Annotated in this window: 15 protein-coding genes; 5 read left to right on the top strand and 10 right to left on the bottom strand. The window is 73.3% G+C overall.

Annotated features, from left to right (window positions below; translation table 11 throughout):
- The 4 genes from I4I78_RS18570 to I4I78_RS18555 all read right to left on the bottom strand — a co-directional run.
- On the bottom strand, window positions 1-795 hold a 795-nt coding region (locus I4I78_RS18570; protein WP_218612621.1), incomplete at its 3' end, for a nitrilase-related carbon-nitrogen hydrolase.
- Window positions 796-802: 7 nt separating this feature from the next.
- A complete protein-coding gene (locus tag I4I78_RS18565) occupies window positions 803-1,969 on the bottom strand; it encodes a hypothetical protein (protein WP_218612620.1) in 1,167 nt (388 codons plus the stop codon).
- 60 nt (window positions 1,970-2,029) lie between these two features.
- The gene (locus I4I78_RS18560; RefSeq protein WP_218612619.1) at window positions 2,030-3,025 is read right to left on the bottom strand and encodes an ester cyclase; all 996 of its coding nucleotides are present in this window, start codon (window positions 3,023-3,025) and stop codon (window positions 2,030-2,032) included.
- A gap of 91 nt (window positions 3,026-3,116) precedes the next feature.
- On the bottom strand, window positions 3,117-4,112 hold the full coding sequence (locus I4I78_RS18555) for a LacI family DNA-binding transcriptional regulator (protein ID WP_218612618.1): 996 nt from the start codon (window positions 4,110-4,112) through the stop codon (window positions 3,117-3,119).
- Window positions 4,113-4,260: 148 nt separating this feature from the next.
- On the opposite strand from I4I78_RS18555, the gene hisD (I4I78_RS18550) reads away from it, so the two are divergent.
- Genes hisD (I4I78_RS18550) through I4I78_RS18540 form a run of 3 tightly spaced genes read left to right on the top strand, consistent with a single transcriptional unit; the run spans window position 4,261 to window position 7,102 of the window.
- A complete protein-coding gene (hisD, locus tag I4I78_RS18550; RefSeq protein WP_218612617.1) occupies window positions 4,261-5,586 on the top strand; it encodes a histidinol dehydrogenase in 1,326 nt (441 codons plus the stop codon).
- Window positions 5,583-6,344 carry an SDR family NAD(P)-dependent oxidoreductase gene (locus I4I78_RS18545; RefSeq protein WP_218612616.1) on the top strand — a complete coding sequence of 254 codons (762 nt, stop codon included), beginning with the start codon at window positions 5,583-5,585 and terminating at the stop codon, window positions 6,342-6,344. Before hisD (I4I78_RS18550) ends, I4I78_RS18545 begins: the two co-directional genes overlap by 4 nt.
- A complete protein-coding gene (locus I4I78_RS18540; protein WP_218612615.1) occupies window positions 6,341-7,102 on the top strand; it encodes an HpcH/HpaI aldolase/citrate lyase family protein in 762 nt (253 codons plus the stop codon). The genes I4I78_RS18545 and I4I78_RS18540 overlap by 4 nt, the downstream gene beginning before the upstream one ends.
- A 323-nt stretch (window positions 7,103-7,425) precedes the next feature.
- Here I4I78_RS18540 and I4I78_RS18535 read toward each other — a convergent pair whose 3' ends face one another.
- The 6 genes from I4I78_RS18535 to I4I78_RS18510 form a co-directional block, all read right to left on the bottom strand.
- Window positions 7,426-8,115 carry an alpha/beta fold hydrolase gene (locus I4I78_RS18535; protein WP_218612614.1) on the bottom strand — a complete coding sequence of 230 codons (690 nt, stop codon included), beginning with the start codon at window positions 8,113-8,115 and terminating at the stop codon, window positions 7,426-7,428.
- Window positions 8,116-8,120: 5 nt separating this feature from the next.
- Complete coding sequence (locus I4I78_RS18530) at window positions 8,121-9,017, bottom strand: carbohydrate ABC transporter permease (protein WP_218612613.1); 897 nt, start codon at window positions 9,015-9,017, stop codon at window positions 8,121-8,123.
- Window positions 9,014-9,883 carry a carbohydrate ABC transporter permease gene (locus I4I78_RS18525; RefSeq protein WP_218612612.1) on the bottom strand — a complete coding sequence of 290 codons (870 nt, stop codon included), beginning with the start codon at window positions 9,881-9,883 and terminating at the stop codon, window positions 9,014-9,016. Before I4I78_RS18525 ends, I4I78_RS18530 begins: the two co-directional genes overlap by 4 nt.
- Before the next feature lie 21 nt (window positions 9,884-9,904).
- The gene (locus I4I78_RS18520) at window positions 9,905-11,224 is read right to left on the bottom strand and encodes an ABC transporter substrate-binding protein (protein ID WP_218612611.1); all 1,320 of its coding nucleotides are present in this window, start codon (window positions 11,222-11,224) and stop codon (window positions 9,905-9,907) included.
- 67 nt (window positions 11,225-11,291) lie between these two features.
- Window positions 11,292-12,611, bottom strand: a complete 1,320-nt coding sequence (gene hisD / locus I4I78_RS18515) for a histidinol dehydrogenase (protein WP_226379962.1) — start codon at window positions 12,609-12,611, stop codon at window positions 11,292-11,294.
- Between the two features lie 62 nt (window positions 12,612-12,673).
- A complete protein-coding gene (locus I4I78_RS18510) occupies window positions 12,674-13,393 on the bottom strand; it encodes a FadR/GntR family transcriptional regulator (RefSeq protein WP_218612610.1) in 720 nt (239 codons plus the stop codon).
- A 95-nt stretch (window positions 13,394-13,488) separates the two neighbouring features.
- Between I4I78_RS18510 and I4I78_RS18505 the strand changes: the two genes are divergently transcribed.
- Window positions 13,489-14,304 carry a (Fe-S)-binding protein gene (locus tag I4I78_RS18505; RefSeq protein WP_218612609.1) on the top strand — a complete coding sequence of 272 codons (816 nt, stop codon included), beginning with the start codon at window positions 13,489-13,491 and terminating at the stop codon, window positions 14,302-14,304.
- On the top strand, window positions 14,301-15,962 hold the full coding sequence (locus tag I4I78_RS18500; RefSeq protein ID WP_218612608.1) for a LutB/LldF family L-lactate oxidation iron-sulfur protein: 1,662 nt from the start codon (window positions 14,301-14,303) through the stop codon (window positions 15,960-15,962). Before I4I78_RS18505 ends, I4I78_RS18500 begins: the two co-directional genes overlap by 4 nt.
- Window positions 15,963-16,080 lie beyond the last annotated feature (118 nt).

The following is a 16,080-nucleotide window of genomic DNA, read 5'->3' as shown; positions in this document are numbered from 1 at the left end:
CGGGCCGACGGACTTGTCACGGGCCCGCGCCGGCTCGATCACCGCGGTGACCAGCGCAGGCCCCGGCTCACCGTCGGACGCCGCCGGCGGCGGTCCGGCGGCCAGTGCACCGTCGGGCGTGCAGACGAGCGCGGCCCCGAACCAGGAGGTGCCCCGCTCGGTGCCGCACCGGTCGGCCACCACGACGTGCACCCGGTAGGTGCCGGCGGCCACCCTGGCCTTGAGCACCTCCAGCGGCGGCTCCGTGGCCGGGCCCGCCGGCCCCGGCCGCCGCGGCCAGTTGACCGGCGCCGCGATGATCTCGGCACCGGCCTGCGCCGCGGCGCGGACCCACTCCGGAAACTCCAGGTCGTAGCAGATCAGCACCGCGACCCGGCCCACAGCGGTGTCGAGCACCGGCGGCGGGGCCGATCCGGCGGCGAACAGCTCCGGTTCGCGGCCCCACAGGTGCACCTTGCGGTAGCTCGCCCGCAGCACGCCCGCCTCGAGGAGCACGGCCGTGTTGTACACCCGCCCGTCGGCGCCCAGCTCCGCGAGACCGGCCACCAGCACGACACCCAGCTCCGCGGAGAGCTCCCGCAGCACCGAGACGGTCGGGCCGTCCAACGGCTCCGCGGAGGCCCGGGCCTCCGCGGCGTCGCCGAACGCGTACCCGCACACGGCCAGCTCCGGCACGACGACCAGTGCGGCGCCGCGCACCGCCGCCGCACGCACCGCCCGGACCATGATCTCGCGGTCCGGTGCGTCGATACGCGCGGCGAACCGGCACGCCGCGACCGTCACCGACCCGCCCATGTCCGGCTCAGTCGTCCTCGGTCGCGGCGGCGAGCACCGCCGCGGGCGCCAGGTGGCCGTTCGGGTCCAGGACGCGGCCGTGGGCCCGGGCCCGGGCCACCACGTCCGGCGCCCACTCCAGCACCGTGCGCCCGTCACCGCCGGTGACCACCAGCAGCTCGCCGGTGCCCTCGTCGGCGGCCCGGCCGGAAGCGGCGTCGAGCAGCGTGAACGACCGCCACGACCCCGGCGGGACGGACAGCGAGTCCAGCGGGCCGAGCTCGACGACCTGCTCGTCGGCCCCGGTGTTGAGCCGGACCTGCCAGCGCCCGGCCTTCGCCGTCACCACCTGGGTCTCGCCGTGCCGGTGGGCGAGCATCCCCTCACCGGGCACCGCGCGCAGCCAGGCCAGTGCGAAGCCGTGCGGTTCGGGCAGCCGCGGGCCGACCCCGCGCTGCTCCAGCATCCCGTACCCGATCACCGGGCTGAGATCGGCCGCCCCGCCGGGCAGGCCCGAGCACAGGAACGGCTCGTCCACCCAGACCCGGTCCGCCGCGTGCGTGACCCGGGAGCGGAACTGTGCCACCGAGTAGGTGTCGAGCCGGTCGATCTCGGCCTGGTCCATCGGCCGGATCAGCGCGACGTCGTCGGGGACCTCGTCGCCCGCGACGGTGTCGATCAGCCGGTTGTCCGCGGTCAGGTAGAGCCCGTGCCCGGCGGCCTGTTCGAGCACCGTCGGGCCCCAGATGATCCCACCGGTGTCGTCGCGGCCCAGCACCGTCAGCAGCACGCCGTCGTCCGGGCCCTCGTTCGTGAAGCCGCGGAAGATCCACGGCGGCACGGAGACGACGTCGCCGTCGACGCTGCGGTACTCGCCCTGCCCGCCGTCCGGGCCCCAGCGCAGCAGGTAGTCGCCCCCGAAGTTGATGAAGACCTCGGCGGTGAAGTGCAGGTGCAGGCTGTTGGTCGTGCCGTTCGGCATGCCGGCCGCGCCCAGGTTGAACCCGTGCGGCTCGCGCAGGTTCACGTACTGCCCGGTGTTCTGGGTGACGCCGGGGCCGATGAAGGAGTAGTTGTCCTTGCGGTCCGAGCCGGGCGTGCGGCAGTCGATGAACGCGGCCTTGCACGGGACCCAGTCGGCGTACCGGACGGTCCGGCGGACGATCTCCGCCGGGGGTACCACCGTGTCGTGCATCGGAAGATCTTCCTCTCGGTGGTGCGGGTTCAGTATCAATTTTCGCTACGCAAGCTGCGCTCAGTAGATGTTGGTGTCGGTGAACTCGTCGGTGCGGCCGGCGTCGATCTGGGCGCGCAGGGCGATCTCGTCGTAGACGCGCACCTCCTTGACGATCCGGCCGTCCTGCACGAGGAACTGGGAGACGCCGAGCAGCTCGACCCGTCCCCCGGTGAGCGGGCCGTAGTCGGGGGTGCCGCGGTAGGTCCCGCGCATCACCCAGGTCACCGCGATCCGCAGACCGGCGTAGCGCTCGGCGTGGTTGGTCTGCACGTCGCGGACCTCGAAGGTCGCGTCCGGGAACGGGGCGACGAGCGCGAGCAGGTCGCGCTGGTAGCCGTCCGGCCGGACGACCGTCTGGTCGCCGACGGTGTGCAGGAACAGGTCACGGTGCATGTAGTCGGTGACCTTCTGGTAGCGCCGCGCGTTCCAGACCTCGTCGATGAACTCCAGCACCCGCTCGCACTCGGCCCGGAAGTCGTCCGGTCGCGGGCCGCTGTCGCCGACGGCCAGCACCTCCTTGGGGGCCTGCTCGGTCATCGAGCCCTCGTAGCCGCGGAAGCGCTGCTCCCGGGCCGCCTCGGCGGGGTCGATCCCCTGCTGCAGGCAGCTCGCGAGCTCGTCGCGCACCACCCACTCCTCGACCATCCGGCCGCGGCGGTAGAGGCAGTTGGCGATGGTCCGCTTGCGGATCCGCTTCACGACGCCGTCGACCAGGATCTCGTCGGCGGAGAACACCAGGTGCGAGCTGAGGAACGCATCGTCGCCGCGGGCCTCCCAGATGACGTCCTCGGCCTGGCCCACGTGCTGCGGGGTGCCGGCGATCCGCATCAGGCTGCCCTCGATGACGCCGTCGCGGCCGGTCACCGTGCCGAGGCCGCCGTGGACGATCGAGTCCGGCTCGTAGTTGTCGACGATGTAGGACACGTCGCGCTGCACCCAGATGCGGTCGGTGACCTCGCGGATGAAGTCGTCCGGGTCGGAGTAGGGCAGGTACGCGACGGGGTCGAGCGGCATGGTCGTCCTTCCATGTGGGGTTCGACCGCGACTGTATGCGTATGCACAACCGATGACAAGAGGCCGCGCCGCACCGGGCCGCGAGCGCCGCTCAGGCGCGCGGGCCGCCGACCGTGGCCCGGGAGACGTAGTGCGTGGGGTAGACCACGTGCGCGAGCTCGGTGTCCGGCTTCGCCACCCGGGCCACCACCAGCCGGGCGGCCTCGCGGGCGACCGCGTCCAGGTCGTAGGCGACCGTGCTCAGCCGCACCAGTGCCCAGCGCGACGTCGGAAGGTCGTCGAACCCGGCGATCGAGATCCCGGCCGGCACCGGCACGCCCAGCTCCGCGGCCGCGTTCAGGGCGCCGACCGCCACCACGTCGTTGCCGCAGAGCAGCAGCGTCGGGCCGCCCCCGCGCTCGTGCAGCGTGCGCAGCCCCTCGTATCCGGTGCCGAAGTCGAACGGCCCGTGCAGCACGTCGCGCTGGGCCAGCGCCAGCCCGTGCTCGTCGAGCACAGCCCGCACGACCTGCTCGCGCTGCTCGCCGGTGCTCGTGTTGCGCGGCCCGAAGATCGCCCCGATCCGGGTGTGTCCCAGTGCGACCGCCTCGGAGAGCAGCTCGCGGACGCCGGGCTCGGGGTCGACGGTCACCGAGTCCGCCCGCGCGCTCGGCGCCGTCCGGTTCAGGTAGACGAACGGGATCCCCCGGTCGCGCAGCCGGCTCGGCTGGACCGAGTCCACCGTGGTCGTGGACAGGATCACGCCGGCGAGCCCGTGGGCGGCGACCCGCTCGGGCAGCGGGGCGCTGGCGGGCGACTCGGTGATCAGCACCAGCTCGTGGCCGTGCTGTTCCAGCTCACGGTGCAGCGGCGCGATCATGTTCGCGTAGAACTGGTTCTCCAGGTCGGTCACCACGAGGCCGATCCGGTCGGACCTGCCCACCGACAGGGCCCGCCCGATCGCATTGGTGGAGTAGCCCAGCGCCAGCGCCGCGTCGCGCACCCGCTTCTTGGTGGACTCGGACACCCGCGGGTGGTCCGTGAGCGCCCTCGACACCGTCGGCTGCGAGACGCCCGCGAGCTTCGCGACGTCACGACTGGTGACCATCTCCCACCTCTCCTCGACCGCGCGAAGCCTAGCGACCACACCGTCCGGCGACCCGCTCCGCGACACGCCCGCCCCTTGACAGCCACCGCTCGTCGCCGTTCACTGCTGACGTCTGAGCGCATACGTATGCTACACAGGAGAGGGCGGAATGGCGCGCGAGCTGAAGAGTGCGGTACGGACGCAGGACACCCGGTCGGACGACGACCTCGCGGGGAGGGTGCGGGCGATCATCGACGACGTCCGCCTGCGCGGGGACGCCGCGGTGCGCGAGTACTCGGCACGGTTCGACGGGTGGGAGCCCGAGCAGTTCCGGCTCTCCCCGGAGCGGGTGGACGAGCTGGTGGCGTCGCTGCCGGAGCAGGTCGTCGAGGACATCGGTTTCGTCCAGGACCAGGTGCGCCGCTTCGCCGAGGCCCAGCGCGGATCGCTGCACGACGTCGAGGTGGAGACACTGCCCGGTGTCGTGCTCGGGCACCGGCACGTCCCGGTCGGCGCCGCGGGAGCCTACGTCCCGGGCGGGCGCTACCCGCTGACCGCCTCCGCGCACATGACGATCGTGACCGCGAAGGCGGCCGGCGTGGGGCGGGTGGTCGCCGCGACGCCGCCGATCCGCGGTGAGGTCCCGGCCGCCACGGTCGCGGCCATGCACATGGCGGGCGCCGACGAGATCCACCTGCTCGGCGGCGTGCAGGCGGTGGCCGCGATGGCGCTGGGCACCGCGACGGTCGAGGCCGTCGACATGATCGCCGGGCCGGGCAACGCCTACGTCGCCGAGGCCAAGCGTCAGCTCTTCGGCGAGGTGGGCATCGACCTGTTCGCCGGGCCGACCGAGATCCTCGTGGTCGCCGACGCGACGGCGGACCCGCTGACCACGGCGGTGGACCTGCTCTCCCAGGCCGAGCACGGCCCGGACTCCCCCGCCGTGCTGGTCACCACCTCGGCCGAGCTCGGGCGCGAGGTGCTCGAGCTCATCGAGCGCCTGCTTCCGGGCCTGCCGACGAACGACATGGCCGGGCCCGCGTGGCGCGACCACGGCCGGATCGTGGTCTGCGACGACGCCGACGAGATGTGGCAGGTGGCCGACGACCTCGCCGCCGAGCACGTGCAGGTGTTCACCGCGCGTCCGCGCGAGGCACTGGAGCGGATGCGCAACTACGGGGCGCTGTTCCTCGGCGAGAACACGTGCGTCTCCTACGGCGACAAGGTGATCGGCACCAACCACGTGCTGCCCACGCTGGGCGCGGCGCGCTACACCGGCGGCCTGTGGGTCGGGAAGTACCTCAAGACCGTCACCTACCAGGAGGTGCGGGACCCGGCCGCGAGCGCCGAGCTGGGCCGGGTGTGCGGACGGGCGTCGCGGGTCGAGCTGTTCGAGGGCCACGCGCGGTCCGGTGACCTGCGCGCGCACCGGCACGGCGGGGACCGGATCGGCTGGATCGACGAACTGTCGGCCCCCGCGGCGGCGCTGTCGTGACCGACCCGGTGCGCGGCCGCACGGCGCTGGTCACCGGCGGCGGCAGCGGGCTGGGTGCGGCGATGGCGTCGCACCTGGTCACCGCGGGCGCCCGGGTGGTGCTCGCGGGCCGCCGCGACGGACCGCTGCGCGAGACCGCGCAGCAGCTCGGCCCGGACGTCCGCGCCGAGGTCTGCGACGTGTCCGACCCGGCGTCGGTGCGCGGCCTCGCCGACCGCCTCGCCGACGAGCAGGTCTCGATCCTGGTGAACAACGCGGGCGTCGCCGGGCCGGTGGCACCGCTGCACGAGATCGACCTCGCGGACTGGGACGAGGTGTTCGCGGCGAACGTCCGGGGCGTCTACCTCGTGACCCGGGCGTTCCTGCCGGCCATGCTCGAGCGCGCCGACGGCGACGTCGTCAACGTCTCGTCGGTCTCCGGCAAGCGGCCGCTGCCGCGGCGCACCCCGTACTGCGCCTCGAAGGCCGCGGTGCTCGGGCTCACCACCAGTCTCGCGGTCGAGGTCGGCCCGCGCGGGGTCCGGGTCAACTCCCTGTCACCCGGCCCGGTGGAGGGCGACCGGATGGAGCGCAACTTCCGGCTCGACGCGCAGCGCACCGGGACCTCCGTGGAACAGGCCCGGGAGGCGTTCGTCGGGCGCGCGGCGCTCGGGCGGATGGTCACCGCCGACGAGGTCGGACGCGCGCTGGTCGCCCTGCTCGCGATACCGGGCATGACCGGGGCCGACGTCGACCTGTCCGCAGGGATGATCGCGTGAGCGCCCCCGGCACAGCCCGGATCGGGACGCGGGCGCGGGCGGGTGAGCAACTGGCCGGGGCTCTGGTCCGGATGCCCTGCGAGGAGATCGTCGAGATGCTCGCCGTGGCCGGGCTGGACTTCGTGCTCGTCGACTGCGAGCACGGGCCGGACGACGTCGCGATGCTGCGCACGCACATCGCCTACGCCGACGCGCACGGGCTGCCGGTGCTGGTGCGGATCGGCGAGCAGGAGCACCACCTGGCCCAGCGCGCGCTCGACCAGGGGGCGCACGGCATCGTCGCCCCGCACGTCGAGTCGGCCGAGCAGGCGGACGCGCTCATCCGGGCGCTGCGCTACCCGCCGCTGGGCGAGCGCGGGTTCGCCACCTACCCGCGGGCCGGGCGCTTCGGGTCGGTCACCGCCGACCAGCACCGCGCCACGGCCGGGTCGATCCTGGTCCTGGCCATGCTCGAGTCGCCCGCGGCGATCGGCCGGGCCGGCGAGATCGTGGCCCGCGACGGGATCGACGGCTACCTGGTCGGGGTCGCCGACCTGGGCGCAGCACGCGCGGTGGGCGACCCCACCGTGGCCGAGATGCTCGACGCGGTGCACGCCGACCCGGCGACCGCGCACACCGTGCGCGCCGACCTGGCCGGCGGCGCGGATGCCGCGGCGGCGTCCTTCGACGGCGGCGCGCAGATGGTCGTCCACAACCTCACCCAGGTGATGATGGAGGCGTTCCGCGGGTTGAGCCGCCGACGAACACTGCCGGGGTGATCGGCGCCGACCCGGAACGGGCCGCAGGCGCCGGGCCGCCTGGTGCCGGCCGCGGCGCGATTCATTCACGGCGCGCCGCGCAGGCCGCGCAGACCGCGCGGACCGCACAGGCCGCGCAGGGCCGCGCGCAGGATGTCCCCACGCGCGCCGAGTGTCGTCCCGCGGCCGCGGCCGCAGCCGCGTGGCGATGCCGAGCGCGCGACGTGATGCCGAGCGCGCGGCGGCGACGCGGCGGCGGCGACGCGGAGCGCGCGGCGCGATGCCGAGCGCGCGGCGCGGGGCGTGGTGCAGGGCGCGGGGCGTGGTGCAGGGCGCGCAGCGGCCTACGCAGGGACCGGCCACCCCAGCCAGTCCTCGAGAGCCTCGGCCGCCGCGGCCGGGGCTTCGACCGGGATGAGGTGCCCGATCCCGTCGAGCACCGTGAGCCGGGAGCCGGGGATCAGGGCGTGCATCTCCTCGTGCCGGTCGACCGGGCAGATCCGGTCCCGGGCCGCGGCGAGAACCAGGGTGGGCACCGCGACCCGCGCCAGGGCGGGTCGCTCGTCGACCCGGGTGTCCTGGGCGAGCAGCTGCGCCATCAGGTCGGACTCCCCCACCCCGTCGGCGAGCGCGAGCACGGTCTCGTCGCAGCCCGGGGTGCGGTGGTGCACCAGCACGTCCAGAAGGTCGCGCTGCACCTCGCGCGCGGAGCGCCCGGCGTCGAGCGCGGCCCGCTGCGCCGCCCATGCCTCCCGTTGCGCCGTGGTCGGCGGACGCGCGTTGGTGGCGATCAGGCAGAGTCGGGTGACCCGCTCGGGGGCCCGCCGGACCAGTGCCATCGCGACGATCCCGCCGAGGCTGAGCCCGGCGAGTGCGAACCGCGGCGGGAGCGCGTCGAGCAGCGCGTCGACGCACCCGTCGATGTCCGGTCGGCCCAACCGGGGATGGAGTGCCCACCTGCGCAGGGTCGGGAGCCCGTCCCACAACCGCGACGAGCAGTTCATCCCGGGCAACAGCACCAGCGGTTCCGACATGCGGCTCAGCCCTTCACCGACCCGGCGCCGAGGCCGGCCACCAGGTAGCGCTGCGCGATGAACGCGAACGCGACCACCGGCAACGTCAACAGGATCGCCGCCGCCCCGGCCTGCTGCAACATCGGCAGCGTCTGCCCGAGCTGCGTGGCGATGAACACCGGGACGGTGCGCGCCACGACGTCGGTGAGGATGTTCGCGGTCAGGTACTCCTGGAAGGCGAACAGGAACATGAAGATCCCGGCGGTGAGGATGCCGGGCCCCATCATCGGCACCATCACCCGCCGCAGCGTCTGCCACCGGCTGCAGCCGTCGAGCATCGCGGCCTCGTCGAGCTCCTTGGGGATCTCGGCGAAGAAGTTGCGCAGCAGCCAGATCGAGAACGGCTGGTTGATCGCGACCAGGGCCGCCCCCACGGCGAACGTGGTGTCGTAGATGCCCAGGGCGCGGGAGATGTCGTACATCGGGAGCACGACGGCGAAGCGTGGCAGCGCCCGGAACACCAGCGCCGCGATCAGCAGCGCGGCCGAGACCCAGCCCGGGGTCCGCGACAGCGCGTACGCCGCCGGGATCCCGAGAACCAGCGCCACCACGGTGCTGACCACCGCGACGAGCACGGTGTTGAGCAGGTACTTGTAGAACTGCGTGGTCTGCCAGAGGTCGACGAAGGCCTGCAGGGTCGGGGTGTAGGTGAACACCGGCGGGTCGAGGAAGGCCACGTCGGTCGGCTTGGTCACGGCCATCGCGGTCCACAGCACCGGGCTGAGCATCGCCCAGCACACCAGCAGCAGGATGCCGCCGACGAGCAGCGTGCGGCCCCGGCGTCGCGAACGGCGGGGGCGCGGGTCCGCTGCGGTCTCCGGTACGGCGGCCCGTGCCGGGGCCGGGGTGTCGAGGGTGCTCATGACTGGCGCGCCTCCTTGGCGATCCCGCGGATGAAGGGCGACAGCAGCACCACGATCAGCAGGATCAGCAGCACGTTCACCGCGCTGCCGAGCCCGAGCTGCTGGCCACCGTCCTGGAACGCGACGTTGAAGATGTAGAGCATGATCGACTCGTTGCCGATCTGGGGCGCCTGCGGGGAGAGCGCGACGAGCTGGTCGTAGGTCCGCAACACGTCCATGATCGAGATGATCGCGACGAACCCGAGCACGCCGCGGATGCTCGGCACGATCACGTGCCAGTGCACCCGCCACCCGGTCGCGCCGTCGATCCGGGCCGCCTCGACGATCTCCGACGGCACCCCCTGCAGCCCGGCCAGGATCACCAGCATCGCGAACGGGAGCATGAACCACACGGTGTCCAGGGCGACCATCAGCCGGTTCGGCCACGGGTCGGTGAACCAGAGCACCTCGGTGCCGGTGAACAGCGAGACGATGTGGTTGACGATCCCGCCGAAGTTCGAGTCGAACATCCAGGAGAACATCGTGGCCCCGACGACGTTCGGGATCACGTAGGACACCAGCAGGATGCCGAGCACCCACGGTTTCGCCCGGCCCAGGCTGTCCACCAGCACCGCCAGCACGTAACCGCCGACGAGCAGCACCGCCACCACCGCGGCGGTGAGACCGACCGTGAACAGCACAGCCGCGCCGAGCCGGGGGTCCGACAGCGCCTCGGCGTAGTTGCCCAGCCCGAGGAACGTGCCGGGCTCGCCGTAGTTCACCCGCTGCAGGCTCCACTCCACGGTCTTGTAGAGCGGGAAGACCAGCAGCCCGAGCATGACGACCAGGCTGGGGGACACCAGTCCCAGATACTCGCGCCTACGCACGAACGATCACCTCGCAGTGGGTCAGCGGTACTCGGCCAGGATCTCGGTCGCGATCTCCTGCATCTTGCGCGTGCCCTCCGGGATCGGGGTCCTCCCGGAGACGACGTCGGCGACGACCGAGGTGGTCGCGGTGCTGATCCGCGAGCTCCACGGGTAGGGCTCGGCCGGCGGGGCCTTGCCGATCGACTCCAGCTGGGCCGCGGCGAACGGGCTGCTGCGCGGCGTGACCATGCCCGCCCGGGCCGGGAACGCACCGGGCACCGACGCCTTCGACGCCTCCGGCCCGACCGACGCCGAGATCATCTGGAACAGCAGGTCCGGGTCCACCTCGGTGTTGGCCGGGATGGACCAGCCGTCGACCGAGAGGGTGTTGTAGAGCGTGGGCCCACCGGCGACCGACGGCGGCGGGGCGAACGCGAACTGTCCGGCGAAGCGGCTGTTCGCCGGCTTGGTCAGGTCGTTCATCCGGCCGCTGAACATGATCGCGATCGCGGCCGAGCCGTTGTACATCTGCTGCTGCACCGCCGGCTGGGCGAACGTGGTGACCTGCGGGTCCATCACCGGCATCAGCGAACGGAGCTGCTCGAAGGCCTGCGCGGCCGCCGGGGTGTCGAAGTTCGCCCGCATCGTGTCGCGGTCGACGTAGTCGGTGCCGAGCGAGCCGAGCGCCGCGTCGTAGGCGGTGGCGATGTCCGAGCTGGCCAGCAGCGGCAACGCCAGCGGGTACTGGATACCGCCGTCGCGCCGGATCGTCTCGGCCGCGCTGCGCAGCTCGGCGAACGTGCGCGGCGGGCGCAGACCCAGCCGGTCGAACACGTCCTTGCGGTAGGCCATCACATACATCTGGGCCTGCATCGGCAGGCCGTACAGCTTGCCGTCGTAGGACATCGCCCGCCGCATGTCCGGGTTGAGCTCGTCGAGCCGGAACTGCTGCCCGTAGCGAGCCAGCATGTCGTCGAGCGGGACGAGCTTGCCGACGGCCGCGTTCTGCGGGATCCCGAACCCGTAGGTCTCCACGATGTCGTAGGTGCCGTACTTCCCGGCCAGCGTCGCGATGGTCTTCTGCTGCTGCCCGGCGTAGTCGATCGGCTCGTGGTTGAGCGTCACGCCGTTGCGCGAGCAGCTCTTGACCATCGTGTTGGTGAACGGGTCCACCGCCGAGGAGTTGTAGGCCAGCACGTTCACGTTCACCTCGGACGGCGGCGCCGGGAACTCGCACGGCACCTGCGCGGCCGTGGCGGCGGGCGTCCGCGATCCGGCGCCGCAGGCCGACAGCAGTACCGCGGCGACGGCGACGACGGCGATCGCGCCCCACCGGCGACGGCCGTGGGATCCGGGCATCGCTACCTCCTCGTCGAGGGAATGTCGCACGTGCACCGTCGATTCATACGGATGCACGATCCGGGGATCAGGTGGAGATTCGGTCGAGCCGCAGCTGCGCGCTGTCGCGGTGCCCGACGAGCTGCTCGAAGTCGGACACGGCCACCGTCGGCTCGGCCTGGGCCCGCGTCGAGGCGGCCGTGGCCCGCTGGTAGGTCAGCTGCTTGAGGAAGCCCGCGACCGAGAGCCCGCCGGTGTGCCGCGCACCGCGCGCGGTCGGCAGCACGTGGTTGGTCCCCGACATCCCCTTGTCCGCATAGACCACCGTGGACCACGGACCGAGGAACAGCGACCCGTAGTTGCGCAGCGAGCCCAGCCACCAGTCCAGGTCCTCGGCGATCACCTCGAGGTGCTCGGGGGCCAGCGTGTTCATGACCTCGGCGGCGGTCTCCCTGTCCTCGACCAGGTACACCGTGCCGTGGTCGCGCCACGCGGCGCCGGCGATCTCGGCGGTGGCCAGGCCGGCGAGCTGCTTCTCGATCTCGCGCGGAACCTCCTCGGCCAGGCGCCGCGACGTGGTCGCCAGGCTCGCCGGCGAGGTCGGGCCGTGCTCGGCCTGGGCCAGCAGGTCCGCGGCCACGGTGGCCGCGTCCGCCGTGTCGTCCGCGATGACCGCCACCTCCGACGGCCCGGCCAGCACGTCGATCCCGACCCGGCCGTAGAGCTGGCGCTTGGCCTCGGCCACGTAGGCGTTGCCGGCGCCGACGATCATGTCCGACGGCGCGCCGTCGAGCAGCCCGAACGCCATCGCCCCCAGCGCCTGCACCCCGCCGACGGCGTAGACCGCCCCGGCCCCGCTGATCCGCGCCGCGTAGAGGACGGCCGGGTGCGGGCGGCCCCGCAGCGACGGCGGGGTGGCGGCCACGACGTTGCCGACCCCGGCCACACCGGCCACCCCGACCGTCATGAACGCGCTGGCCAGCAGCGGGAAGCGCCCCGCGGGCAGGTACGCGCCGACGTTCTCGACGGGCACGAAGCGCTGCCCGCAGACCACGCCCGGCAGCACCTCCTCCTCGAAGTCCTGCAGCCGGGCGCGCTGCATCCGGGCGAACGCGCGGGTGCGCTCGGCACCGGCGTCGAGCGCCTCGCGCAGCGCGACCGGCAGCTCGTCGCCCGCCCGGTCCAGCTCGGCACCGGAGACCTCGAGCGTGGTGCCGGTGTAGCCGTCGAGCTCCGCGGCGTAGTGCAGCACCGCGTCCATGCCCTCGCGCTCGATCCGGCCGAGCATCTCGGAGACGGTCGCGACCACGGCCGGGTCGCGCTGCTCCGGGCGGTCCGGCAGGCCGGGTTCCTTGACCACCGTCACGGCTCCGGTGATCCGCTCCTGGTCCCGTTGCATCAAGTGCATACGCATACATTAAGCAGTCCGGTGGCGCCCTGGCAAGGGTTGTACCGGATCCGCCGGACGGCTCAGGTCGGCGGCACGCGGCCGTGGAAGGCGCGGATGTGGGCCTCGACCAGGTCCGCGGCCCGGGCCCCGTCACCACCGTCGATCGCGGCGTGGATCTCCCGGTGCTCGGCGCGGAGCCGATCCCGCAGGCGGGCCCAGTCCTCGTCGCCGAGCATCGCGCCGAGCAGGGTGGCGCGCACCGACTCCCGGATCGCCACGGTCAGCTCGCCGACCAGCCGGTTCCCGGCGGACTCGGCGATCGCCACGTGGAACGCGGTGTCGAGGTCGCTGAACCGCTCCCGGTCCAGGTCGGCGTCCATCGCCGCGAGCGCGTCGGACATCCGCTCCAGGTCCGGCGCGGCGCGGCGGCGCGCGGCGAGCCCGGCGCTGAAGCGCTCCAGCATCACCCGCGCCTCGGTCACATCGCGCATCGGGAACGAGTCGACGGCCAGGTGCACCCGCAGCAGACGGGTCAGCGCGCGGGCCGGGGCCGGCACGACCACCGTGCCCGAGTCGGTCCCGGTGCCGACCTGCGAGCGGATCACGCCCTGGGCCTGCAGGACGCGCAGCGCCTCCCGCACCGACTGGCGACCGGCGCCGAGCCGCGCGGCCAGCTCCCGTTCGGGCGGCAGCCGGTCGCCGGGGCGCAGGTCCCCGGAGGTGAGCCGCCCCTCGATGTGGCGCAGCACCAGCTCGAACGTCGCGGGCCTGCCCTCGGGTGGGTGTCGGGTCCCGCTCACGTCTCCCCCGCCGGCTGGACGCGCCCGCGCGGCCGCGTCTACTGTCGTCCTGGTCTTGGTCGGACCATAGCCCACCGCCCACCACCGGAGGCGTCATGACCGTCGGACTCATGGTCACCTGCATCAACGACGCGCTGTTCCCGGACACCGGGAAGGCCGTCGTGACCCTGTTGCGCCGCCTCGGCGTCGAGGTCACCTTTCCCGCCGCACAGACCTGCTGCGGCCAGCCGATGGTCAACACCGGCTACCTCGACGAGGCGGTGCCGCTGCTGCGCAACCATCTCGACGCGTTCGCCGGGTGCGAGGCGATCGTGGCGCCGTCCGGGTCGTGTGCGGGGTCGGTACGCCACCAGCACCGCCTGGTCGCGGAGCGCTCCGGGGACCCGGGACTCGTCCGCGGGGTCGAGGCCGCGCCGCCGGTGTACGAGCTCACCGAGTACCTGGTCGACGTGCTCGGCGTGACCGACGTCGGCGCGTACTTCCCGCACCGCGTCACCTACCACCCGACGTGCCACTCCCTGCGGATGCTCGGGGTCGGCGACCGGCCGCTGTCGCTGCTGCGCGCGGTGCGCGGGATCCGCCTCGAGGAGCTCCCCGGCGCCGACGAGTGCTGCGGCTTCGGCGGGACGTTCGCCATGAAGAACGCGGAGACGTCGATCGCGATGGGCAACGACAAGGCCCGCCACGTCCGCTCCACCGGCGCCGAGGTACTGGTCGCGGGCGACAACTCGTGCCTCATGCACGTCGGTGGCCTGCTGTCGCGGCAGCGTTCCGGGGTGCGGGTGATGCACCTGGCCGAGGTGCTCGCGCAGACCGAACCGGTGGTGCACAGCGTCACCTCGGCCGGCAGTGCGCCGACCCGGGAACCGGCGTCCCCCTCCGGCGCGCCGACGGCCGGTGGTTCCCAATGACGGCCACGTTCGTCGGGATGCCCGCCTTCCCCACCGCCGCGAAGGCGGCCCTGGCCGACACCCAGCTGCGCCGCAACCTCGCGCACGCGACCGGCACCATCCGCACCAAGCGGGCGGGTGTCGTGGGCGAGGTCGACGACTGGGAGGAGCTGCGCCTGGCCGGCGCCGCGATCAAGGACCGGGTCCTGCGCCACCTCCCGCACTATCTGGAGCAGCTCGAGACGTCGCTGCAGGCCGCGGGCGCGACCGTGCACTGGGCGCGCGACGCCGACGAGGCGAACCAGATCGTCGTCGGCATCGCGCAGGAGCACGAGGCGCGCGAGGTCGTCAAGGTCAAGTCGATGGCCACCCAGGAGATCGGGCTCAACGAGGCGCTCGAGGCCGCCGGGATCGACGCCTGGGAGACCGACCTGGCCGAGCTGATCGTCCAGCTCGGCGACGACCTGCCCAGCCACATCCTGGTCCCGGCGATCCACCGCAACCGCGCGGAGATCCGGGAGATCTTCCTGCGCGAGATGGGCACGGCAGGCCGGGCCGCGCCCGAAGGCCTCACCGACGAGCCGAGGCAGCTCGCCGCGGCGGCGCGGGCGCACCTGCGGGAGAAGTTCCTGCGCGCCAAGGTGGCCGTGTCCGGCGCGAACTTCGCGGTCGCCGAGACCGGCACCCTGACCGTCGTCGAGTCCGAGGGCAACGGGCGGATGTGCCTGACCCTGCCCGAGGTGCTGGTATCGGTGGTCGGCATCGAGAAGGTGCTCCCGACGTTCCAGGATCTCGACGTCATGTTGCAGCTGCTGCCCCGCTCCTCTACCGGGGAGCGGATGAACCCCTACACCTCCACCTGGTCCGGGGTCACCCCCGGCGACGGGCCGCAGGAGATGCACGTGGTGCTGCTGGACAACGGCCGCACGAACGTCCTCGCCGACGAAGTGGGACGTCAGGCGCTGCGCTGCATCCGCTGCTCGGCGTGTCTGAACGTGTGCCCGGTCTACGAGCGGACCGGCGGGCACGCCTACGGCTCGGTCTACCCGGGCCCGATCGGGGCGATCCTGACCCCGATGCTGCGCGGGGTCGGGCACGACGCCCAGACCGACTCGCTGCCCTACGCGTCGAGCCTGTGCGGGGCCTGCTTCGAGGTCTGCCCGGTCCGGATCGACATCCCGGAGGTGCTGGTGCACCTGCGCTCGGAGGTCGTCGACGCGCACAAGGCCGCGCCCGGCCTGCCGTCGGTGCAGGACATGGCGATGAAGGCGGCATCGTGGACGCTGAGCTCGTCCGCGCGGACGGGTGCGGCCGAGAAGCTCTCCGGGCTCGGCGGGCGCCTGTTGAACAGGTTCGGCGGGCACGGGGCCCCCGGTGGGGCGCCGATGCTGGGCGCGCTGCCCGGCCCGGCCTCGGCGTGGGCGGACTCGCGCGACGTCCCGATCCCGGCTCCCGAGTCGTTCCGTGCCTGGTGGGGGCGCACCGACGGTGGGCGGCGCGACGCCGCACCACCGGGGCACGCTCAGGGCGGCCCGACTCAGGGCGGCACGGCTCAGGGCGGCACGGCTCAGGGCGGCACGGCTCAGGGCGGCACGGCTCAGGGCGGCACGGCTCAGGGCGGGACGACTCAGGGCGGGACGACTCAGGGCGGCACGGACGGCCGCGGAGCCGGTCGATGAGCGCGCGCGAGGAGATCCTCGGCCGGGCGCGGCGGGCGCTGGCCGACGTCACCGACACCGACCCCGCCCACGACGTGCCGGTCACCCGGTCCGCCCCCGCGACCGGTCCGGCCACCCC

The sequence above is a fragment of the Pseudonocardia sp. KRD291 genome, assembly GCF_019263595.1.
Classification (GTDB): domain Bacteria; phylum Actinomycetota; class Actinomycetes; order Mycobacteriales; family Pseudonocardiaceae; genus Pseudonocardia.
Note: the sequence above shows the minus strand (reverse complement) of the source record. Positions and strands in the feature narration are given on the sequence as shown.

Coding starts and splice junctions, on each gene's coding strand:
- I4I78_RS18535 (WP_218612614.1), bottom strand. CDS start 8,115: ATGTCGGAACCGCTGGTGCTGTTGCCCGGGATGAACTGCTCGTCGCGG.
- I4I78_RS18560 (WP_218612619.1), bottom strand. CDS start 3,025: ATGCCGCTCGACCCCGTCGCGTACCTGCCCTACTCCGACCCGGACGAC.
- I4I78_RS18565 (WP_218612620.1), bottom strand. CDS start 1,969: ATGCACGACACGGTGGTACCCCCGGCGGAGATCGTCCGCCGGACCGTC.
- I4I78_RS18555 (WP_218612618.1), bottom strand. CDS start 4,112: ATGGTCACCAGTCGTGACGTCGCGAAGCTCGCGGGCGTCTCGCAGCCG.
- hisD (WP_226379962.1), bottom strand. CDS start 12,611: ATGCACTTGATGCAACGGGACCAGGAGCGGATCACCGGAGCCGTGACG.
- I4I78_RS18500 (WP_218612608.1), top strand. CDS start 14,301: ATGACGGCCACGTTCGTCGGGATGCCCGCCTTCCCCACCGCCGCGAAG.
- I4I78_RS18530 (WP_218612613.1), bottom strand. CDS start 9,017: ATGAGCACCCTCGACACCCCGGCCCCGGCACGGGCCGCCGTACCGGAG.
- I4I78_RS18520 (WP_218612611.1), bottom strand. CDS start 11,224: ATGCCCGGATCCCACGGCCGTCGCCGGTGGGGCGCGATCGCCGTCGTC.
- I4I78_RS18505 (WP_218612609.1), top strand. CDS start 13,489: ATGACCGTCGGACTCATGGTCACCTGCATCAACGACGCGCTGTTCCCG.
- hisD (WP_218612617.1), top strand. CDS start 4,261: ATGGCGCGCGAGCTGAAGAGTGCGGTACGGACGCAGGACACCCGGTCG.